Annotated in this window: 17 protein-coding genes and 1 pseudogene; 11 read left to right on the forward strand and 7 right to left on the reverse strand. The window is 64.2% G+C overall.

Features of this window, described 5'->3' with window-relative positions; genetic code table 11:
- A partial coding sequence (locus KBZ04_RS06080) for a glutamine synthetase (RefSeq protein WP_254991046.1) occupies nucleotides 1–1,206 on the reverse strand: 1,206 nt, incomplete at its 3' end.
- Nucleotides 1,207–1,256: 50 nt separating this feature from the next.
- On the opposite strand from KBZ04_RS06080, the gene KBZ04_RS06085 reads away from it, so the two are divergent.
- Genes KBZ04_RS06085 through KBZ04_RS06095 form a run of 3 tightly spaced genes read left to right on the forward strand, consistent with a single transcriptional unit; the run spans nucleotide 1,257 to nucleotide 2,555 of the window.
- Nucleotides 1,257–1,883 (forward strand): cysteine hydrolase family protein, encoded by a 627-nt coding sequence (locus KBZ04_RS06085; protein WP_254991047.1) that lies wholly within the window; start codon nucleotides 1,257–1,259, stop codon nucleotides 1,881–1,883.
- Nucleotides 1,884–1,903: 20 nt separating this feature from the next.
- Nucleotides 1,904–2,131 carry a type II toxin-antitoxin system Phd/YefM family antitoxin gene (locus KBZ04_RS06090; protein WP_254991048.1) on the forward strand — a complete coding sequence of 76 codons (228 nt, stop codon included), beginning with the start codon at nucleotides 1,904–1,906 and terminating at the stop codon, nucleotides 2,129–2,131.
- A gap of 10 nt (nucleotides 2,132–2,141) precedes the next feature.
- Complete coding sequence (locus tag KBZ04_RS06095; RefSeq protein WP_254991049.1) at nucleotides 2,142–2,555, forward strand: type II toxin-antitoxin system VapC family toxin; 414 nt, start codon at nucleotides 2,142–2,144, stop codon at nucleotides 2,553–2,555.
- A 7-nt stretch (nucleotides 2,556–2,562) separates the two neighbouring features.
- On the opposite strand, the gene KBZ04_RS06100 is transcribed toward KBZ04_RS06095, so the two are convergent.
- Both KBZ04_RS06100 and KBZ04_RS14265 read right to left on the reverse strand, forming a co-directional pair.
- Nucleotides 2,563–2,910: a hypothetical protein gene (locus tag KBZ04_RS06100; protein WP_254991050.1), complete on the reverse strand. Its 348-nt coding sequence runs from the start codon at nucleotides 2,908–2,910 to the stop codon at nucleotides 2,563–2,565.
- A gap of 167 nt (nucleotides 2,911–3,077) precedes the next feature.
- Entirely contained in the window at nucleotides 3,078–3,788 is a 711-nt protein-coding gene (locus KBZ04_RS14265; protein WP_254991051.1) for a response regulator transcription factor, read from the reverse strand.
- A gap of 56 nt (nucleotides 3,789–3,844) precedes the next feature.
- Between KBZ04_RS14265 and KBZ04_RS06110 the strand changes: the two genes are divergently transcribed.
- Nucleotides 3,845–4,762 (forward strand): diguanylate cyclase domain-containing protein, encoded by a 918-nt coding sequence (locus KBZ04_RS06110; protein ID WP_254991055.1) that lies wholly within the window; start codon nucleotides 3,845–3,847, stop codon nucleotides 4,760–4,762.
- 690 nt (nucleotides 4,763–5,452) lie between these two features.
- On the opposite strand, the gene KBZ04_RS06115 is transcribed toward KBZ04_RS06110, so the two are convergent.
- Both KBZ04_RS06115 and KBZ04_RS06120 read right to left on the reverse strand, forming a co-directional pair.
- Nucleotides 5,453–5,665, reverse strand: a complete 213-nt coding sequence (locus KBZ04_RS06115) for a hypothetical protein (RefSeq protein ID WP_254991056.1) — start codon at nucleotides 5,663–5,665, stop codon at nucleotides 5,453–5,455.
- A 145-nt stretch (nucleotides 5,666–5,810) separates the two neighbouring features.
- Complete coding sequence (locus KBZ04_RS06120; protein ID WP_254991057.1) at nucleotides 5,811–6,239, reverse strand: hypothetical protein; 429 nt, start codon at nucleotides 6,237–6,239, stop codon at nucleotides 5,811–5,813.
- Nucleotides 6,240–8,622: 2,383 nt separating this feature from the next.
- Between KBZ04_RS06120 and KBZ04_RS06125 the strand changes: the two genes are divergently transcribed.
- The 7 genes and pseudogenes from KBZ04_RS06125 (at nucleotide 8,623) to KBZ04_RS06155 (ending at nucleotide 12,167) form a co-directional block, all read left to right on the forward strand.
- Nucleotides 8,623–9,015 (forward strand): DUF6926 domain-containing protein, encoded by a 393-nt coding sequence (locus tag KBZ04_RS06125; RefSeq protein ID WP_254991058.1) that lies wholly within the window; start codon nucleotides 8,623–8,625, stop codon nucleotides 9,013–9,015.
- A complete protein-coding gene (locus KBZ04_RS06130; RefSeq protein WP_254991059.1) occupies nucleotides 9,012–9,254 on the forward strand; it encodes a hypothetical protein in 243 nt (80 codons plus the stop codon). The genes KBZ04_RS06125 and KBZ04_RS06130 overlap by 4 nt, the downstream gene beginning before the upstream one ends.
- 95 nt (nucleotides 9,255–9,349) lie before the next feature.
- Nucleotides 9,350–9,700 carry a hypothetical protein gene (locus KBZ04_RS06135; RefSeq protein WP_254991060.1) on the forward strand — a complete coding sequence of 117 codons (351 nt, stop codon included), beginning with the start codon at nucleotides 9,350–9,352 and terminating at the stop codon, nucleotides 9,698–9,700.
- Nucleotides 9,697–10,002, forward strand: coding sequence for a hypothetical protein (locus tag KBZ04_RS06140; protein ID WP_254991061.1), 306 nt, complete (start codon nucleotides 9,697–9,699; stop codon nucleotides 10,000–10,002). The genes KBZ04_RS06135 and KBZ04_RS06140 overlap by 4 nt, the downstream gene beginning before the upstream one ends.
- Before the next feature lie 110 nt (nucleotides 10,003–10,112).
- Nucleotides 10,113–11,129 (forward strand): DUF932 domain-containing protein, encoded by a 1,017-nt coding sequence (locus KBZ04_RS06145; protein WP_254991062.1) that lies wholly within the window; start codon nucleotides 10,113–10,115, stop codon nucleotides 11,127–11,129.
- 640 nt (nucleotides 11,130–11,769) lie between these two features.
- Nucleotides 11,770–11,916 (forward strand): annotated as a pseudogene (locus KBZ04_RS06150) (hypothetical protein); the annotation flags it as partial.
- 53 nt (nucleotides 11,917–11,969) lie between these two features.
- Entirely contained in the window at nucleotides 11,970–12,167 is a 198-nt protein-coding gene (locus KBZ04_RS06155) for a hypothetical protein (RefSeq protein WP_254991065.1), read from the forward strand.
- 24 nt (nucleotides 12,168–12,191) lie between these two features.
- Here the strand turns inward: KBZ04_RS06155 and KBZ04_RS06160 are convergent, their stop codons facing one another.
- A complete protein-coding gene (locus KBZ04_RS06160; RefSeq protein ID WP_254991063.1) occupies nucleotides 12,192–14,333 on the reverse strand; it encodes a 3'-5' exonuclease in 2,142 nt (713 codons plus the stop codon).
- Nucleotides 14,330–15,110, reverse strand: a 781-nt coding sequence (locus KBZ04_RS06165) for a hypothetical protein (protein ID WP_254991064.1), incomplete at its 5' end; no start/stop codon positions are given. The genes KBZ04_RS06160 and KBZ04_RS06165, both read right to left, overlap by 4 nt.

Genomic DNA, 15,110 nt, shown 5'->3' on the forward strand with positions numbered 1-15,110 from the left:
GGCGAAGGCGGTCGACGCCTCCGCCAGGCTGGCGGGCAGGCGCGGCACCGTTCCGGACGGCAACCCGGCTGGATCCCCAGCCACCGATGGCGGCAGCGGCAGCGGCCGGGCCTGGGCCAGGCCATCGGCCACCACCGCCTGAACCGCCCCCAGCAGCAGGTAGGGGTTGGCGGCCAGGTCCGCCACCTTCAGCTCCAGGTGGGCCGGGGCACCATCGGCCGCGGCGGGCACCAGCCGCAGGGCTGCCTCCCGGTTCTCCACGCCCCACACCTGGAACGGGGCCGACCAGGAGCCCGGGGCCAGCCGCCGGTAGGACACCGCCAAGGGGCAGGCCAGGGCCAGCAGGGCCGGCAGGTCCGCCAGCAGGGCCGCCAGCACCCCGGCCCCCGCCGGGCCCAGGCCCCCCTCGCCGTCGCCGCCCTCCAGAAGCGGCACTCCGTCGCGCCGCACGCTCAGGTGCAGGTGGCCGCCGTTGCCCACCCGCTCCAGGCTGGGTTTGGGGCTGAAACTGCAGCGCCAGCCGAAGCGGCGCGTCAATCGCTGGATCAGCAACCTGGTGTGTACCAGCCGGTCGGCGGCCTCCAGGGCCGTGCCCGGCGCCAGCGACAGCTCGAACTGGCTGGCGCCGTACTCCGGGTGGAACTGCAGCCAGGGCAGGCCGGCCGCCTCCAGGGCGTCGAGCAGGGCCGTGGCGTAGTCGAGGCCCTCCACCAGCCGGTCGGCCCCATAGGGCCCCCCCGGGATTGCCGGTTCCGGCGTGCCATCGGCCGCGGGGCTGGCCACCAGCCACTCCAGCTCGAAGCCGGCCCGCAGTTCCACCCCGGCGCGCTGCAGCTGCACCATCTGGCGACGGCACAGGTGGCGCTGGTCGTTGGCATAGGGCACGCCGCTGCGCTCGAAGCGCTCCCCTGGCGCCCAGGCCCAGCCGCCGGCCGGCTCCAGCGGCGCCAGGGCCGCCGCATCCGCCCGCAGGCGCAGGTCGCCGTCGGGGCGGGCCAGGCGATGGGCGGCATCGATGCCGCCGTCGGCGCCGAAGGCATCGGCCACCGGCGAGAAGCCCACCCCCACCGCCACCGCCGCCTCGAAACCGGCCAGGGGCACCACCTTCACCAGCGGCGCCCCGGCATGGTTCACCCAGGTGATCGCCACCCAGCGGATCCCCTGGGCGGCCAGCGCCGCGGCCATGGGGGCGGGGGGAATGGACACGGGCGCAGCGAGCGTCTGCCGCCATGATTGGACGGATCGCCGCAGCCTGCATGGCGTCGAGCTCACCCGAGCCGTGGCTCCACCCCGGTGCCACCACGCTGCTGCTGGTGGATCTGCAGCAGGGCACCTGCGGCGATGCCCAGCCTCGGCCCCAGCCGGATTTCGATCGCCGCTTCCGCGCCACCACCCTGCCGGCCGCGCAGCAGGTGCTGGCGGCGGCCCGGCGGGGCGGGCTGGAGGTGATCCACACCGTGATCGCCAGCCTCACCGCCGACGGGCGCGACCGCAGCGCCGACTACAAGCGCTGCGGCATGGGCTTCCCGCCCGGCAGCCGCGCTGCCGAGGTGATCGCCGAGCTGGCGCCCCTGGCCGATGAACTTGTGCTCCCCAAGAGCTCCTCCTCCCCCTTCAGCTCCACCGTCCTCGACTACCTGCTGCGCAACCTCGGCATCCGCACCCTGGTGGTGATCGGCCTGCTCACCGACCAGTGCATCGACCACACCGTGAAGGACGCCGCCGACCGCGGCTACCGGGCGGTATGCGTCCACGACGCCTGCCAGGCGGTGACCCCGGAGCGCCATGCCGCCGCCCTGGCGTGCTTCGCCGGCTACGGCGAGCAGATCAGCAGCGGGGAGTTCGTGGCTGAAGTGGACTTAGTCGTAAGCAGACTAAGCTAAAGACACTCCGTGTTGCCTCCATGCAGGTCAACCTCCATGACGCCAAGACCCACCTCTCCCGCTACGTGGCCCAGGCCCTGGAAGGGGAGGAGGTGGTGATCGCCAAGGCAGGGCAGCCGTTGGTGCGGCTGGTGCCGGTGGCGGCGGCGCCTGAAGTCCGCCGGGGCGGCTTCCTGGGCGGCTCCGCGGTGCTGGAAGCCGATCTCAAGGCCGATTTCGCCGACGAGATCGACGCCCTGTTCGGTTGATCTGCTCGCCGTGCCCCCCAGCGAACCCCAACCCCAGCCCCTGCTGGTCGACACCCAGCTGCTGCTCTGGTGGGCCATTGAACCCAGCCGGTTGCCGGCCGGGACGGCACGCCTGCTGGCGGATCCGGCCCAACCTCTGGTGCTCAGCGTCGTGAGCCTGTGGGAGGTGGCGATCAAATCGTCCCTGGGCCGGGCCGACTTCCAGGTGGAGGCCGCCGCCCTGCGTCTGGGTCTGCTGGGACAGGGATTCCGCGAACTGCCCGTCCGCGCTGAGCATGCGCTGGCGGTGCAGCACCTGCCCTGGATTCACCGCGACCCCTTCGACCGGCTGCTGGTGGTGCAGGCCGAGCTGGAGGGCCTGCGGCTGCTCAGCGCCGATCGCGCTCTGGTGGCCTACGGAGAGCACGTGCAGGCCGCAGGCTGATCCGCCCTCAGGCCATCGGTTCCGGGTCGTAGTACACCCCGGAGGCGTTGAACGGGGGCACCGTGGTGATGTACTCCGTCGTCAGGGTGGCGGGGTCGAAGGCGATGATCGTCCGGGTTCGGTCAAGCCACTGCACCCGGTCGGCGCCGGTGACCGTCAGGGTGGCCACCCAGGGGCCCACGACGTTGTCGTTGAGATCGAAGTCGCCGCCTTCTGTGTGGCGCTCATACAGCTTGACGACGCCATGGGCCAGGACCCGGTCCGGGTCGCACAGCCAGTAGCCGGTGCGGCCGGCCAGGATGATTTCGGACACACGGGAGTGCCCGGCCGCGGCGAAGCTGAGGTGGACGGCCATCGTGCGCGGAGCTGCTGCTGGGGTCTTGCGATGTCCCGGCTTTGCATCCGGAGGCCTCTCGGGTCACCCCGGGGACCAACCCACCTTCCCCTGGAGCACCCTCGGCCCGCATCCCCAGAACGGGGGATTGGGGCAGTGCTGGCCGGTTCAGCCCCTGACCAGGTGGTTCAGCCGGTGACCGGGGTGCGGCCCTCCAGGGCCGATTCCAGGTTGATCAGCCCGGCGGCGATCGACTTGACGACGGCCTTGGTGCGGTTGTCGACCTGGAGCTTCTGGAAAATGTGCTTCACATGGGTCCTGACGGTCTCGGTGCTGACCACCAGCTCCTGGCTGATCCGCACGTCGGTCAGGCCCAGCATCAGGTGGTTCAGCACCACCCGCTCGCGCTCGGTCAGCGGTTCGATCGGGGCCACGGGGGGCTGCTGCCGCAGCACCGCCGCCACCGGCTCGGGGTAGTAGATGCCGCCGCCGGCCACCACCCGCAGCGCCGGCATGAACAGGCCCGACGCGAAGCAGATGCCGTTGCAGCCCCGGGCCAAAGCCTCCCGCACCAGGGCCTCGTTGGCGTCGTCGGCGACCAGCAGGGTCCGGATGGCGGGGTCCAGTGACTTCGTGCGCTCCACCAGCGAGAGGCCGGTGCCCTCCTGAAGCCTCTGGCTGACCACCAGCAGGGCCGGCCGCTGCCGCTCCACCAGCCGGAATCCTTCCTCCTCGGTCGTGGCCGCCCCCACCAGGCTCTTCTGGACCGGGGTGATGCACATGAAGGCCCCCAGCCATTTCATGTGCTCCAGGCAGGCGACCGTGGTGAGCCCGGCGAGGATCCCCTCCAGCTCCTCCAGCAGGGAGGGGACCCCCGGGATGAGATCCGTGAGGTCCACAGCCGAAAGAACAACCGGGCCCCATGATCGCCTGGACTGGGTCCGACTGGGGCTCCATGGCCGTCGCAGAAGCGTTGGCGCTGCGTCGGCGCCGCACTCTGACCGCAAGCCGTATCCAGGCTTCTCTTCGCCTTGAGAAGCTCAAGGCAGTGGTGGAGGAGGACAGGAGGATGACGTCCGAAAATGTCAGCAGGCAGCTATCGGTCGAACCCTCAGCGGCCAATAATGTTCGCCACCAAGCTGATGTTCCTGTGGAAGTTCTTCGAGACTCCGATTCCCAGAATGAAGCCAAGGAAGCAAAGGTTGCGACTGCCGCTGTTGAGGCCGATCAGGTAAATGAACGTCTTGCCGATGCAGTTGTGCTGCGGACAGCGCTTGCATCGGAGCTTGTTGAGGCGAAGGCCCAGCTGGATGGAGCGCGCGATGACGTGGCGGAGGCTCGTCAGCAGAGGGATGAAGCCAGGCAGGGCGCTACCAGGGACCCACTCACGCATGTGCCCAATCACTTGGCCTTTGACCAGCGCCTTGAGCACGCCCTGTCCCAGGCGAGGCGGCATGGGTGGGGGCTGGCGGTCTTCTCCATTGATGTGGATCAATTCGCAAGCATCAATGATTCCTATGGTCATGATCTGGGTGATGAGGTCTTGCAGATGGTGGCGTCACGCTTGTCGTCTTTCCTGCGTGAGGATGACATGGCCAGTCGCTGGGGCGGCGATGAATTTGTCTGCCTGTTGCTGGAAGTGGGAGATCAGGCCGATGTCATGCGCATGGCCAAGGAGATGGTGGAGCATATTGCCGAATCCTGTGTTCTTCACGGGGACGTTCTCAGGGTGCGGGTCAGTGTCGGTATCGCTATCTTCCCCGCCCATGGATCTTCCGCCGAAATCCTTCTCAATAACGCTGATCTGGCGATGTATCAGGCGAAAGGCGAGAAGGATCGAGTCGCTCTCTTCCAAAGTCCTGAGCCGGCCTAGGGGCCCTGTCCCATCATCCATGCCATGTTCTGGATGGAATCCGGTTGACAGTGAACTGGCTCAGGTCACCCGCATCATCCGGCCGCGCTTCTGCTGACCTGCCCACAGTTCTGGGCCATCAGAGCGACCTCACCTGGGCCTGGCTGGCCAGGAACGCCGAGCGAACGGCGATCTGATCGGCCTTAGCCGCCTCCGGGTTGCGCCGGACGGGCTCGATCTCCTGGGTCGGCCCTGCCCCGATGCCCGATGCCGGTTTCGAACCAGCGACATCCTGCTTGTAAGGCGGAAGACAGTTCTTCTAAACCGTTGCAGTAGCTCGCATCTCAAGCTGCTTCAGAGTCCTTGCGTGAAACTTGCGTGAAATCGTGCGGCTTCCGGCCGCTCGCCTCATCCCACCCCGCTTCTGACGATCTCGCCACCACCACTCACCCCTAGGACCCGGTGAATGCGGCACGGCACGCCAGCCACTCGGGGGCCGGGCTCCCATGGCGTTTGTCGGGGTGAAGAGGCTGCAGACAGGCCATGCGCAGTGGAAACTTCTGTGGCCAAGATCGAAGGCCGCGAAGCGACGCGGACGCTCTCCCGATAAGGCCGACCTGTGCCGTGATGGCCGCCCCGCTCAAGGCGGGCAAGGGTGCTGATTGGCACCAGCAGCAGCCGAGCGACGCTCCGGATGGTGCAGGGCTGGTCTCAGAGATCCACGGCCAGCTGCAGTCGCTGCAGATCAAGCGGTCTCCGCTGGGTATGGCGAGCGCTGTGGAGATCCTTCAGTGTCGTTAAGTGGCAACCATGAAGATGCGCCAGCCGTGCACATGCGATGCGGGGGCTGATCCCAGTGAGTGCCGCAAGGGTCTTGAGCGACTCGTCCTCATCGAGGCGGCGGCGGATCAGGCGTTCCTGCATGCTGACTATGCCGCGCCTGGCGGGTAGTGTGAACTACTACGTGTGGAATGTGATGTGTTGGGTCGGGCGGTGACACCCCGACCCTGGTGACTTCCACGCAATCTTCGACTGATTAACTTGCTGGGACTACCCAACTAGTCGAATATCACCCGAAACCCTGGCCACCCGCCCTGAAGTGCTTAGGAAATAAATGTGGTAGCAGTGGGCGTACAGTTTCTAGCACTAATTCCGTGCACAGCGGAATGTATTCTTCAATAACGGGAGGGCACTCCAGACGCATCCTGCAGCCTTCGTAAGGCCAAGCATCCATCCCTAGCAGCCGGAACAACTCGACCACCGCGATCCATCCGCCAGTCTCTCCCGGCTGAAGCAGGCTGCAGCGCTTCTCATTGGAGAATGTCTGATTGAGGGCATCCTGGGCTTCGAGTTCATCCGGGAAGGCGGGGCGGAACCTAACCAATGCACTGCGGTTCGCCCGGAACCACTCCTGATCGTCTGCCGCTGACCCGAAGACGGCTTCTTCCATTTCCGGATGAATCCGGTTCTCTGGCGTTTTGTTGCTGTGGTCTTGCATTGAATGATCCGGCATGTAGCCGGGCGAATTGTTTGAAATGACCCATTTAGATGAATTAGTGCCCGGCTTTGATGCCGCTAAGCATTGGCCTGAGATAGTGGTCTACGGCTTTGCGACTTCATGGTGGAGAAGGCTTTCTGGAGGTGGATGAGTAAGTTCTGGGGTCAGAACTTTCACGCTCACAGCAGAGCCAGCCCCTGCGTGGGGCATGAAGAGCTGATGTCAACTGGGAACCTTTTGGCGTGACTGCTTCTCAGGTCTATCACACTCTGGCCCCGCTGGGAAGATCCCGAGTCGCTCTAATCCTGCGACTGTGGTTACTGCATCGCAGGAGAAGAAGACTATATGAGCCAGCGCTCCTTGTTGTAGTCCTCTGGGAGCTAAATGTAGTCCTCATTCTCACGTTGTATGTGCCCGAGTAGGCTGTCTTATGAGGCTTCCCACGACTTGATCTGAGTATCTATTCGAGAGAGCCAAGACCTTCGGCGCCCGAACTTAGTCATCGCACATCATGGGTTGACTACATTCCCGTGCCTCTGCTATGCATGCAAGACCGTGCAGTAAGTCAGGCGAAGGGGAAATTGTTGAACCCGTCATGCGTCGGCACAGTTGCGGCGTTGCCTGGTTTTGACGTGGATCATGTCGCCGGCGCTTTCCTGCAGCTTTGCGGCACCTATGGCCTGAGCCTTTCGCACACTTGCCGGCTGAGCGCCACGCGTGCCACCGTCTCGCCAAGTATTAGATAAGCCTGCCTTAACCGTTTATAAGGTATCGATAGGCTGAGCTTTGGTGTCTGCGCCCCGCGAGCTCACCCGCACCGAATCGTCAAAGCTTCCACCCCTAGTTCGCCGCCCAAATGCGCCCTCTCCGCTACTCCCGGACAACCGGACACGCCGGACAGGGGGTGCTCCCCCTCTCAGGTTTGTCTGTTCTAGAGGGGGGTAATCGAATTAATCTTAGGGATGGTAAGGGGTGTCCGGGTTGTCCGGCCAGTCCGGTGTGAGTGCTGCCAAGGGGTTAGGAGTTCAGGCCTACCCTGACCGCCCCTTGTCCGCATCCTCACTTGCCCTGTCCGGCTACCCCTCCACCATCAGAACAGCGTCTCGGCGAAATTGCTCCCCAGTCCTGCTGGCCACGGATGGATATGTCCCAATCGGTACGCCTGACTGGTCCCTCGGCTGCTCTTTCGATTGGAGGGAATGGTCCTCGGATCCTGCGCTTTCGCCCTCCGCGTTTCTGACCTGTTGCCATGCCTGACTTGGTGCGAAGAGAAGGCGGATCCTGGCAGGCAGTTCCATTATCCTTCAGCTCTCCAATCAATAAGATCTCTAGCCGTGGGATTTCTAGCTCTCCTCCTTCACTCATATACATTAACAAGCAGCTGTATATCTACCTTCCGTCTCTACGCATCATTTAGAGCCTCAACTACTGAACGGGGCACAGTCACCTAGTCCTCCTCAATTGCTTGACTTATCCATCGCTTACCACCTATGTTGCTTTCAACCGATGAGACAGGACTGCGCCGCAGTCGCTCACCCTCACCGGTCAGGCTCACAGCCTTGACGCTTAGAGCCGATCAGCCTAATCCTTCTTCCAACATCAGCGCAACATGCGCCCCCACGCTTATGCAGCATTGCTAGCGGCCGATTGTGCTGCGGCTACAACATAGAAACGCTCCCCCAAAGTTGTACGGATCCTCAGCCCTTACCGGCTGCTGTGACGTCAACCGGTAGGTGCAAACGAGTCGCCTGACGGTATCCATTCCGCTCAGCGCAGGGCATGCGGCCCAGTAGAGACACTCGTTCGGCCAAACGACGGAGGGGTTTAGCGGGAGGACGAGGGCAGGCAATGCCCTAGGACGGATCGAGCCGGTGCGCACCTTTGTGCGGGTCAACAGGCTTCCCGTGACTAAGCATCCCCAGCGTTGCGCCAAAACACAACAGGCGCCCATATATGCGCAGGACAGTATCAATAGACGCCAAGTCTTCCTCCTGCGGGGCCTTGCGGCCCTGACGCGCTACGCCCTTCCTATGCCCATTGGGGCCCGGTGTACACGTCGCAGCGAGATCGAGCACGATCTCCATTCCTCTCCCCATCTTCCCAAAGGTGGTTAACCAGGGATGCGGTGCAAATCCGGCTTCCAGTCTCCGGATGGGACTGAAAAGAAGGGCAAGAACACCCGACGAAATCCATCCAAATCCCCAATCCACCTGCATGCAGTCCAGACCTCTTGGAGGTCACTGCATCGCAGGCAAGGCGCAGTGAGCGCCCACCAGTGTCCCTGCAGGTGGGCCTTCTCTGTATGGCGGTTCAAATCCGCCTGGATTGGTTCGCCCCGCCCCGTGCGGGGCTTTTTTTATGTCCCTCTGACGCTGTGATGTTCATGCCTTCCCCCAGCCTCTACCTGCCAGATCCCCCCCTTTCTCCCCCCGAGCCCGTCTTCCTGACAAAGGCCGAGCGGGATGCCCGCCATCCCTCCCTTGTCAGCTATCTCCTGCCCACCCACTGGGCCTGCTACTTCATCAACGGCGACTCCTCCGGTCTGGAAGACGACGAGATCGCTGCTGCTGATGCCTGGTGGCAGGAGACCTTCTCCTCCCGATCCGCCAGCTGCGTCGATGCCGATGAGGACTATGGCTTCGCCAGGTACCACGACGCTGCCGGCTACTGCCAGGCGACCGACTGCACGGTCTACCGCTTCCTCCTGTCGGCGGCGCCGGCTTCGCCGGCTGTGGCTCTCCCCGTGGGGGCTCCGGCGCCGCATGCGAAGCCATGAGCGGATTTTGCAAGGTCCGCTTCCGCTGTGCTCGCAGCGGGAATGCCACCGCCGGCCTGGTCCTCCCGGCTGATCGCCTCCGTGGCGCTTCCTACTCCAGCCTCTCCCGCTACTTCCCGGCCGGTGCCTTTGCCCGCATCCGCTCCCCCTGGCTGGATGTCTCCCCGCCGTTCGATGAACCCGCTGAAGCCCTGCGCTTCTGCTTCCCCGAGAACGGGCCCGGGCCTACGGCCACCTGACGGCGCTCCTGGCCAGCCGGCCGACTTCCTCTGGGTTGGTTAACCACCTTCCTCCCCTGCAATCCCCTCCACCGCCTGCACCGCAGGCTTTTTTCATGAACTTCCGCAGTGAGATCACCATCCGCATGCCCGATGGTGTGTTCCTCCCCCCGTTCGTTCTGCTGCACCAGGACACCGAGATCTTCTCCGCCGTCATGTTCCTGCAAGCCATGGGCAGTCAGATCGCCTGGCATCAAAACGGCAACCTCTATGGGTTGCAGCTCCTGGTCGCCCCCATCCCCGAGCACGCCGGCGGCGGCCACCCCACCCCCGTGGCCGACATGAACCGCCCGGTAGGCCCTCTCGATCCGGTCAGCGTGCCGCCCCCGAGCCCTGAGGACCTGGAAGAAGTCTTCTCCTTCCTTGACTCCCCCGCCTGCTGCCCCAACGGAGCCCACAAGCCGTGAATGTCACCGTGCTTACAGGGAGCGCCCCCCTGCCGGTCCAGCTCACCTTCTTTGACTGCGGCGCCATCCGCGCTGAGGTCCTCCTCCAGGTCCCCGGCGTCACCCCCCGCTGGGACGAGGAATCCGCCGGGGGCTTCTCGGTCCTGATCGAGGTCTGGGGCAAGCAGGCCCAGGAGCTGAGCGACAACGCCACCCCCGGCATGCGCCTGGCGGCCTCGGGGCGGCTGTGCGGCAACCACTGCGGCGTGCGCCTTGTGGCTGATCGCCTGCAGCTGCTGACCCCAAAACCCTCCACCAGCTGATCCGTTCAACCGGGCCGGCGGGTGGAAGCCCCGCCCCAGCACTTGCCGGTCTCCCCCAAGGCCGGCTTTTTTGTCCTCTCTGGCGGCGTCCGCGCCGCAGCTGTGATCCCATGTCCCATCAATTCAGCTCTGGCGTCTTCCTCAACAACCGGCCCGCCTGGCACCGCCTCGGCCTGGTCCTGGACGGCACCCTCCCGGCGCGTGAGGCCTTCCGCCTCGGTGGCGCCGACTTCCATCTCGCCAGCCGTCCGATTTACGACGCCGACATGCGTCCGATCGACGGCTATCAGGCGATTACCCGAACCGATACCGGCACCACCCTCTCGGTGATGAACGCCACCTACGAGGTGGTGCAGAACGAGCAGCTGATCCGAGTCGCCGAGGCCCTCCATAGCGACGCGGTCATGGATGCGGTCTGCGTCCTGGCCGGTGGCAGGAAGGTGACCTTCACGGCCCGAGTCCGGCAGTCGGAAGGTGAGGTGCTCCCCGGTGATCCGGTGAATCAGTACCTAGTGGGCTGCACCAGCCATGACGGGACGATCGCTTTCTCGGTCTTCTTCTCCCCGATCCGGGTGGTGTGTCAGAACACCCTCTCCGCTGCTCTCGGGCTGGCCGCAGCGAGAAGCCGGCGCCAGCAGGGCTGCCGCATCAGGCATACCCGCAATGCCAACGCCCTGATCAGCCGCCTGCCAGAGCTGATCGATCTGCAGCGCCAGCAATTCACAGGTGGCCTGGCCGAGCTGCGGGCGATGGCCGCCGCCCCCTGCACGGCGAGCCAGTTCCGGCAGTATGTCGAGACCCTTTTCGCTGATCAGCTGCGAGGCAGCATCAATGACCGCCGGGGGGATGCCAGCACAAGCCGGCCGCGGCGGCTGGAGGATCTCCCCGCCTGGGATGGCCTTGCCGCAAAGTTCGAAGGCCAGGCCATCGGCAGCGACATCCCCGGCGTGCAGGGCTCGATGTGGGGCGCTTACCAAGCAGTGACGGAGCATCTCAGCCACGACGCCGGGCGATCGAGGGATCCGATCGAGGCGGCCCGTCAGCGGCTGGAGGGGCTGTGGTTCGGCAAGGCGGCGACCACCCTCACCCAGGCCCATGAACTGGCGCTGGCGGCCACCCGCAGCTGAGGCGGCCTACGGCCAAAAAGAGGGGGCTACGGCCAGGGGCGGGGCGAAGCCGGAAGAGGAAATGGGCAAGGGCTCTGATCTCCTTGCCCGGCTTTGTCCACACCAGTGGGCTGTGACGACCGCTGATGCCTCCCGATGCTGGCAGGTCTGCCGCTATTCCCCCGCGCCCGTCTACAGCGTCCGACCTCTGTCGTCCTGCGCTTCCAGCCCCCTGCTGAGGCTGCATCCGCTTGCGAGCCCACCCCAGGGACAAATCCCCAACCAACTCGTTCCAAAACCATTCAGCGCCCAAGCGGTGCCCATCCTTCCTATGACTTCCTACGAACCCAACTTCTGGGCCACGATTGCTACCTTCTGCCGCGAGCTTGCTCCGATCAGCGGCCCCTTGCTTGATTCCATCTCTCAGACGGCTGCGGCGATCGATCGCGCAGGATATGGGACACGATCCCTCCGAGCAGAACTGGATCTGGACCAACAGCAACTGCTTCCCCCCGAGGACGGAGAAGAGGGGTATTGATCCGCATTGCCCACCGGGCTATACCCGCACATAGACAGGGCGTATTGCCCCTGCTGCTGGGCCGGTGCTCCCATGGGCCTGGGTTTCTGAATCCTTCTCCTCAGTCAATGTGCCCAGCAAAGAGTGATCGGCTCGCCTGTTCCCATCCTCAGGACCCAGCGGCTGGATCGCGCCAGCTTCCACTCACCTGCTGCGTTCTGCGCCACCTGGGCCCATGAGCAGATCCACTCCACCGGCCATGAATCCCGTCTGAAGTGGGATCTGGGCGATGTCTTCGGGAAGTCGCGCTATGCCCGCGAGAAGCTGGTCGCCGAGCTGGGGCGGTGCTGCTGGGCGATCGGCTGGAGATCGGCAGCGAGATCGAGAGGCATGCCGCCTATCTGGGTCAATGGATTGAGCTTCTCGACGAATCGCCCAAGGTGTTGTTCCAGGTGCTCGGCGAGGCGCGGCAGGCGGCGGATTTGATCTGTCCGGAGGCGTCTGGGCAGCTGGAGGCAGAAGGCGAGGCACACCCTGCCTGAATGCTGCGTGCTCTACCCCATGGCTCAGGCTCCTGGCGTCAGGAAAGAGGACGGCTTGCCGCTGTAGGTCACAACCACCCTTTTCTTCGCTCGGGTGGCCGCTACATGAAGGAGAGATCGCTCTTGCTGTTCGAACAATTGTCGGGAGACCTCATCGGGCCGCCGGTTTAGTTCAAAGCGATAGGGCATCAGCTCAGCATTGAGCTCGGGAATAAACACCTGGTCGAACTCAAGGCCCTTGATGCGGTGCATGGTGGCCAGGCGCAGTGAGGGATCGCTGGGATCGTCGGCTTCGTCGGCCTCGATGATGCGCACCTGGAAGCCTGCTGTTTCCAGGCCCCTGGCGAGTTGCTCAACGGCCTTATTGGTGCGGATCGTGACGCAGGTGGAGGCCAAGTTGCCGTCGACATCCCGCAGCTGCCTGAGCTTGTCTTCTAGGAAGCGCCGCTCATCGGCCGGATCCTCGAAACCCTTCACCAGCGGTTGATCGCCATGGAGGAGAGAACGGGTATCGCTGGTTGGATCACTGCCGCCATCGAGGTCATCGAAGTCGATCCCCTGAAGCACCGCCGTGGCCCATGCCCTGGTTTCCTCTGTGGTGCGGTAGTTAATGCGCAGCTTGCGGGATCGGCCGCGGACGTTGATCCCACACTGTCCCAGCACCAGAGGGCGGCCATAGATGCGTTGGTGGGGATCACCAACGATGAAGAGATCGTCAGTATGTTCAGCTCCCGCCAGAGCCCGCAACAGGCGAAAGGCGGCCACGTCAAAGTCCTGCGCTTCATCCACCACGATCGCCCTGTATCGAGGGGGCTGGGCTGAGGCATTCAGGCGATCGGCAGCAGCCTGCTTGGCCTCTTCAGGCTCCCACAACCCTCTTTGCCGCAGTTCGGAGCGCAGGGCATCGAACACGGGCCAGATGCTGATGCGCTTCTGACGATTCAAGCGGGTACCCCGCCCGATTCTCTTTGCGACAAGATATTCGTCCTGAGTGCTGCAACCCTGAGCCAGCACTACTTCCTTCCATTCCTCCTCGTAGAACCGCAGATCGAGGCCCAGATCGGGGTCCGCAACCAACATCGCCACCGACCATGCGGCATCCCGCGCCTCCTTGTTGAACACCTTGATGGTGAGGCCCTGGCTCCTGAGATAGCTGCTCACCCAGGCATCGAGATGGGTGACCTCGATGCGCTGGAGCTCCTGGGGAGTGCAGATCTTCGCCAGGTTGCTGCGGATGTCGGTGGAAAGGTTTCTGGTGAAGGTGGTGAACAACACCTTGTCCCCTCTGGCTGCCTCCCCTGCCGCGAGGAAGGATCGGGCGAGCCAGCGAGCACGGTGCATCGCTGCCACGGTCTTGCCGGTGCCCGCACCTCCGAGCACGCGTACCGGTCCATTCCAGTGGCGTTCCACCAGTCGTTTCTGACTCGGATGGAGGAAGACGCGCCATTGCTCCAGCGGGGCCGAGAGAATCGCCTCAAGCTCCTCGTCATCGGTGAGCACCACAAACTCCGCCTGGCTGTCTGGCTGGTTGAGTGCGGTGTCGACATCAGTCGGATCGACCGTGGAGGGTCGTTCTTTCTCCAGCTCCGTAAGCACTTCCTCAAAGGAACGTCCATCGGCAAGCAGGATCAGGGCATCAACGCAATCAGGCGGGAGCCACTCCAGCAGCCTGGTGAGCCCGTCCTCGTTACTGATGGCGCGCAAGGAAGGCAACAGGGCAGCAGGCACCCCCAGCTGCATCAGCTGCTCGTCGGCAATCTGAGCAAAAAGGCTTTCCGGAACTGTGGCGGAAATGGTGTCTCCGAGTGCCTTCTCAGCCCCCTCCACGTCAACGATCTGGAGGGCACCAGAGACGCGGTTCACGTGACAGGCCTTGCGGCGGGCCCAGGCATAGGCGTCGTCATGCTTGTCGACCCATAGCAACACGTAGGTGCTGCCCTTCTCCGGTGCCCGCACGATGCAGCGGTAATCCTGATCCACACGAAGCGATCGAACCTGGGGATCCTTGCTGCCGTTGATGCGTTCGTAGTTCAGCCCCGGGGCGGTGGGTTCGTCCATGAACTGAACGATGAACTTATGCACCTTGGCTCGACCGCGCTCGGGGAGGGTGTTGAGGGCCTTGAAGAAGCCGCGTGAGGCGGCGACGCGCAGCGCTGGTTGATTCATGGCTGGCTCGCGAGGACGGGGCTTGGGTGATTCGTGGAACGGAACGAGGCGAGAACCCGATCCAGAGGGGAATGGGGATGGAAGATCACCCAGCCATCCAACCAGGCTCCGAAAGGCTGATCCGAGGACCCATCGTCCGGTGGACGAAGCAGGACGGCGATCTGCTGTTCAGGCCACGCCATCTCGATTTCCACCACCACCTCCCCCAGCGATCCCTCCAATTCGTAGCCGAATTCCGGTGGCCCCACCCCCATCGGCTCCAGGCCTGGCCGCAGTGCCAAGAGCAGCGGATGACATGTTCTGGCATGCCGCTCGGAGAAGGAAAGAGCTTTCGACCACTCCGGCGAGGGTGCATCCCTTGACCTTGGCGGCATTTGATCCCACATGGCCGCAACCAGTGGGTCTGGCTCCAAGCTCGGTACAACCACACTGGTCTGATCAGCGCCGGTGCACCCTGTCGTGCTGAGCAGCATGTGGGGGAGGAACTGGAACAGATTTCCCTGGCGCAACCATTCCCGCCAGCCGATCTGCTGCTCCTTGTCGCCAACTGGCTGGACTGAATCGAAATGAAGGGCGCGGAAGCTGGCGTCGGTGCAGCGAGCCCCATGGCTTCTGAGATCGATGCAACTGAGCACAGTGAAACCTGGTGCCTGCTCGAGCCACTGACCGGCTTGTCCTTGCTCCCGCTCCAGCCGCCACTCCTCCAGATGAGAAGCAAGACCGAGGCTGTCGATGGGCTCCTGCAGGGATGCTGAGATGCCGTTGCCCATGTCTTGG

This window comes from Cyanobium sp. N5-Cardenillas, from assembly GCF_024345515.1.
GTDB lineage: Bacteria > Cyanobacteriota > Cyanobacteriia > PCC-6307 > Cyanobiaceae > Cyanobium.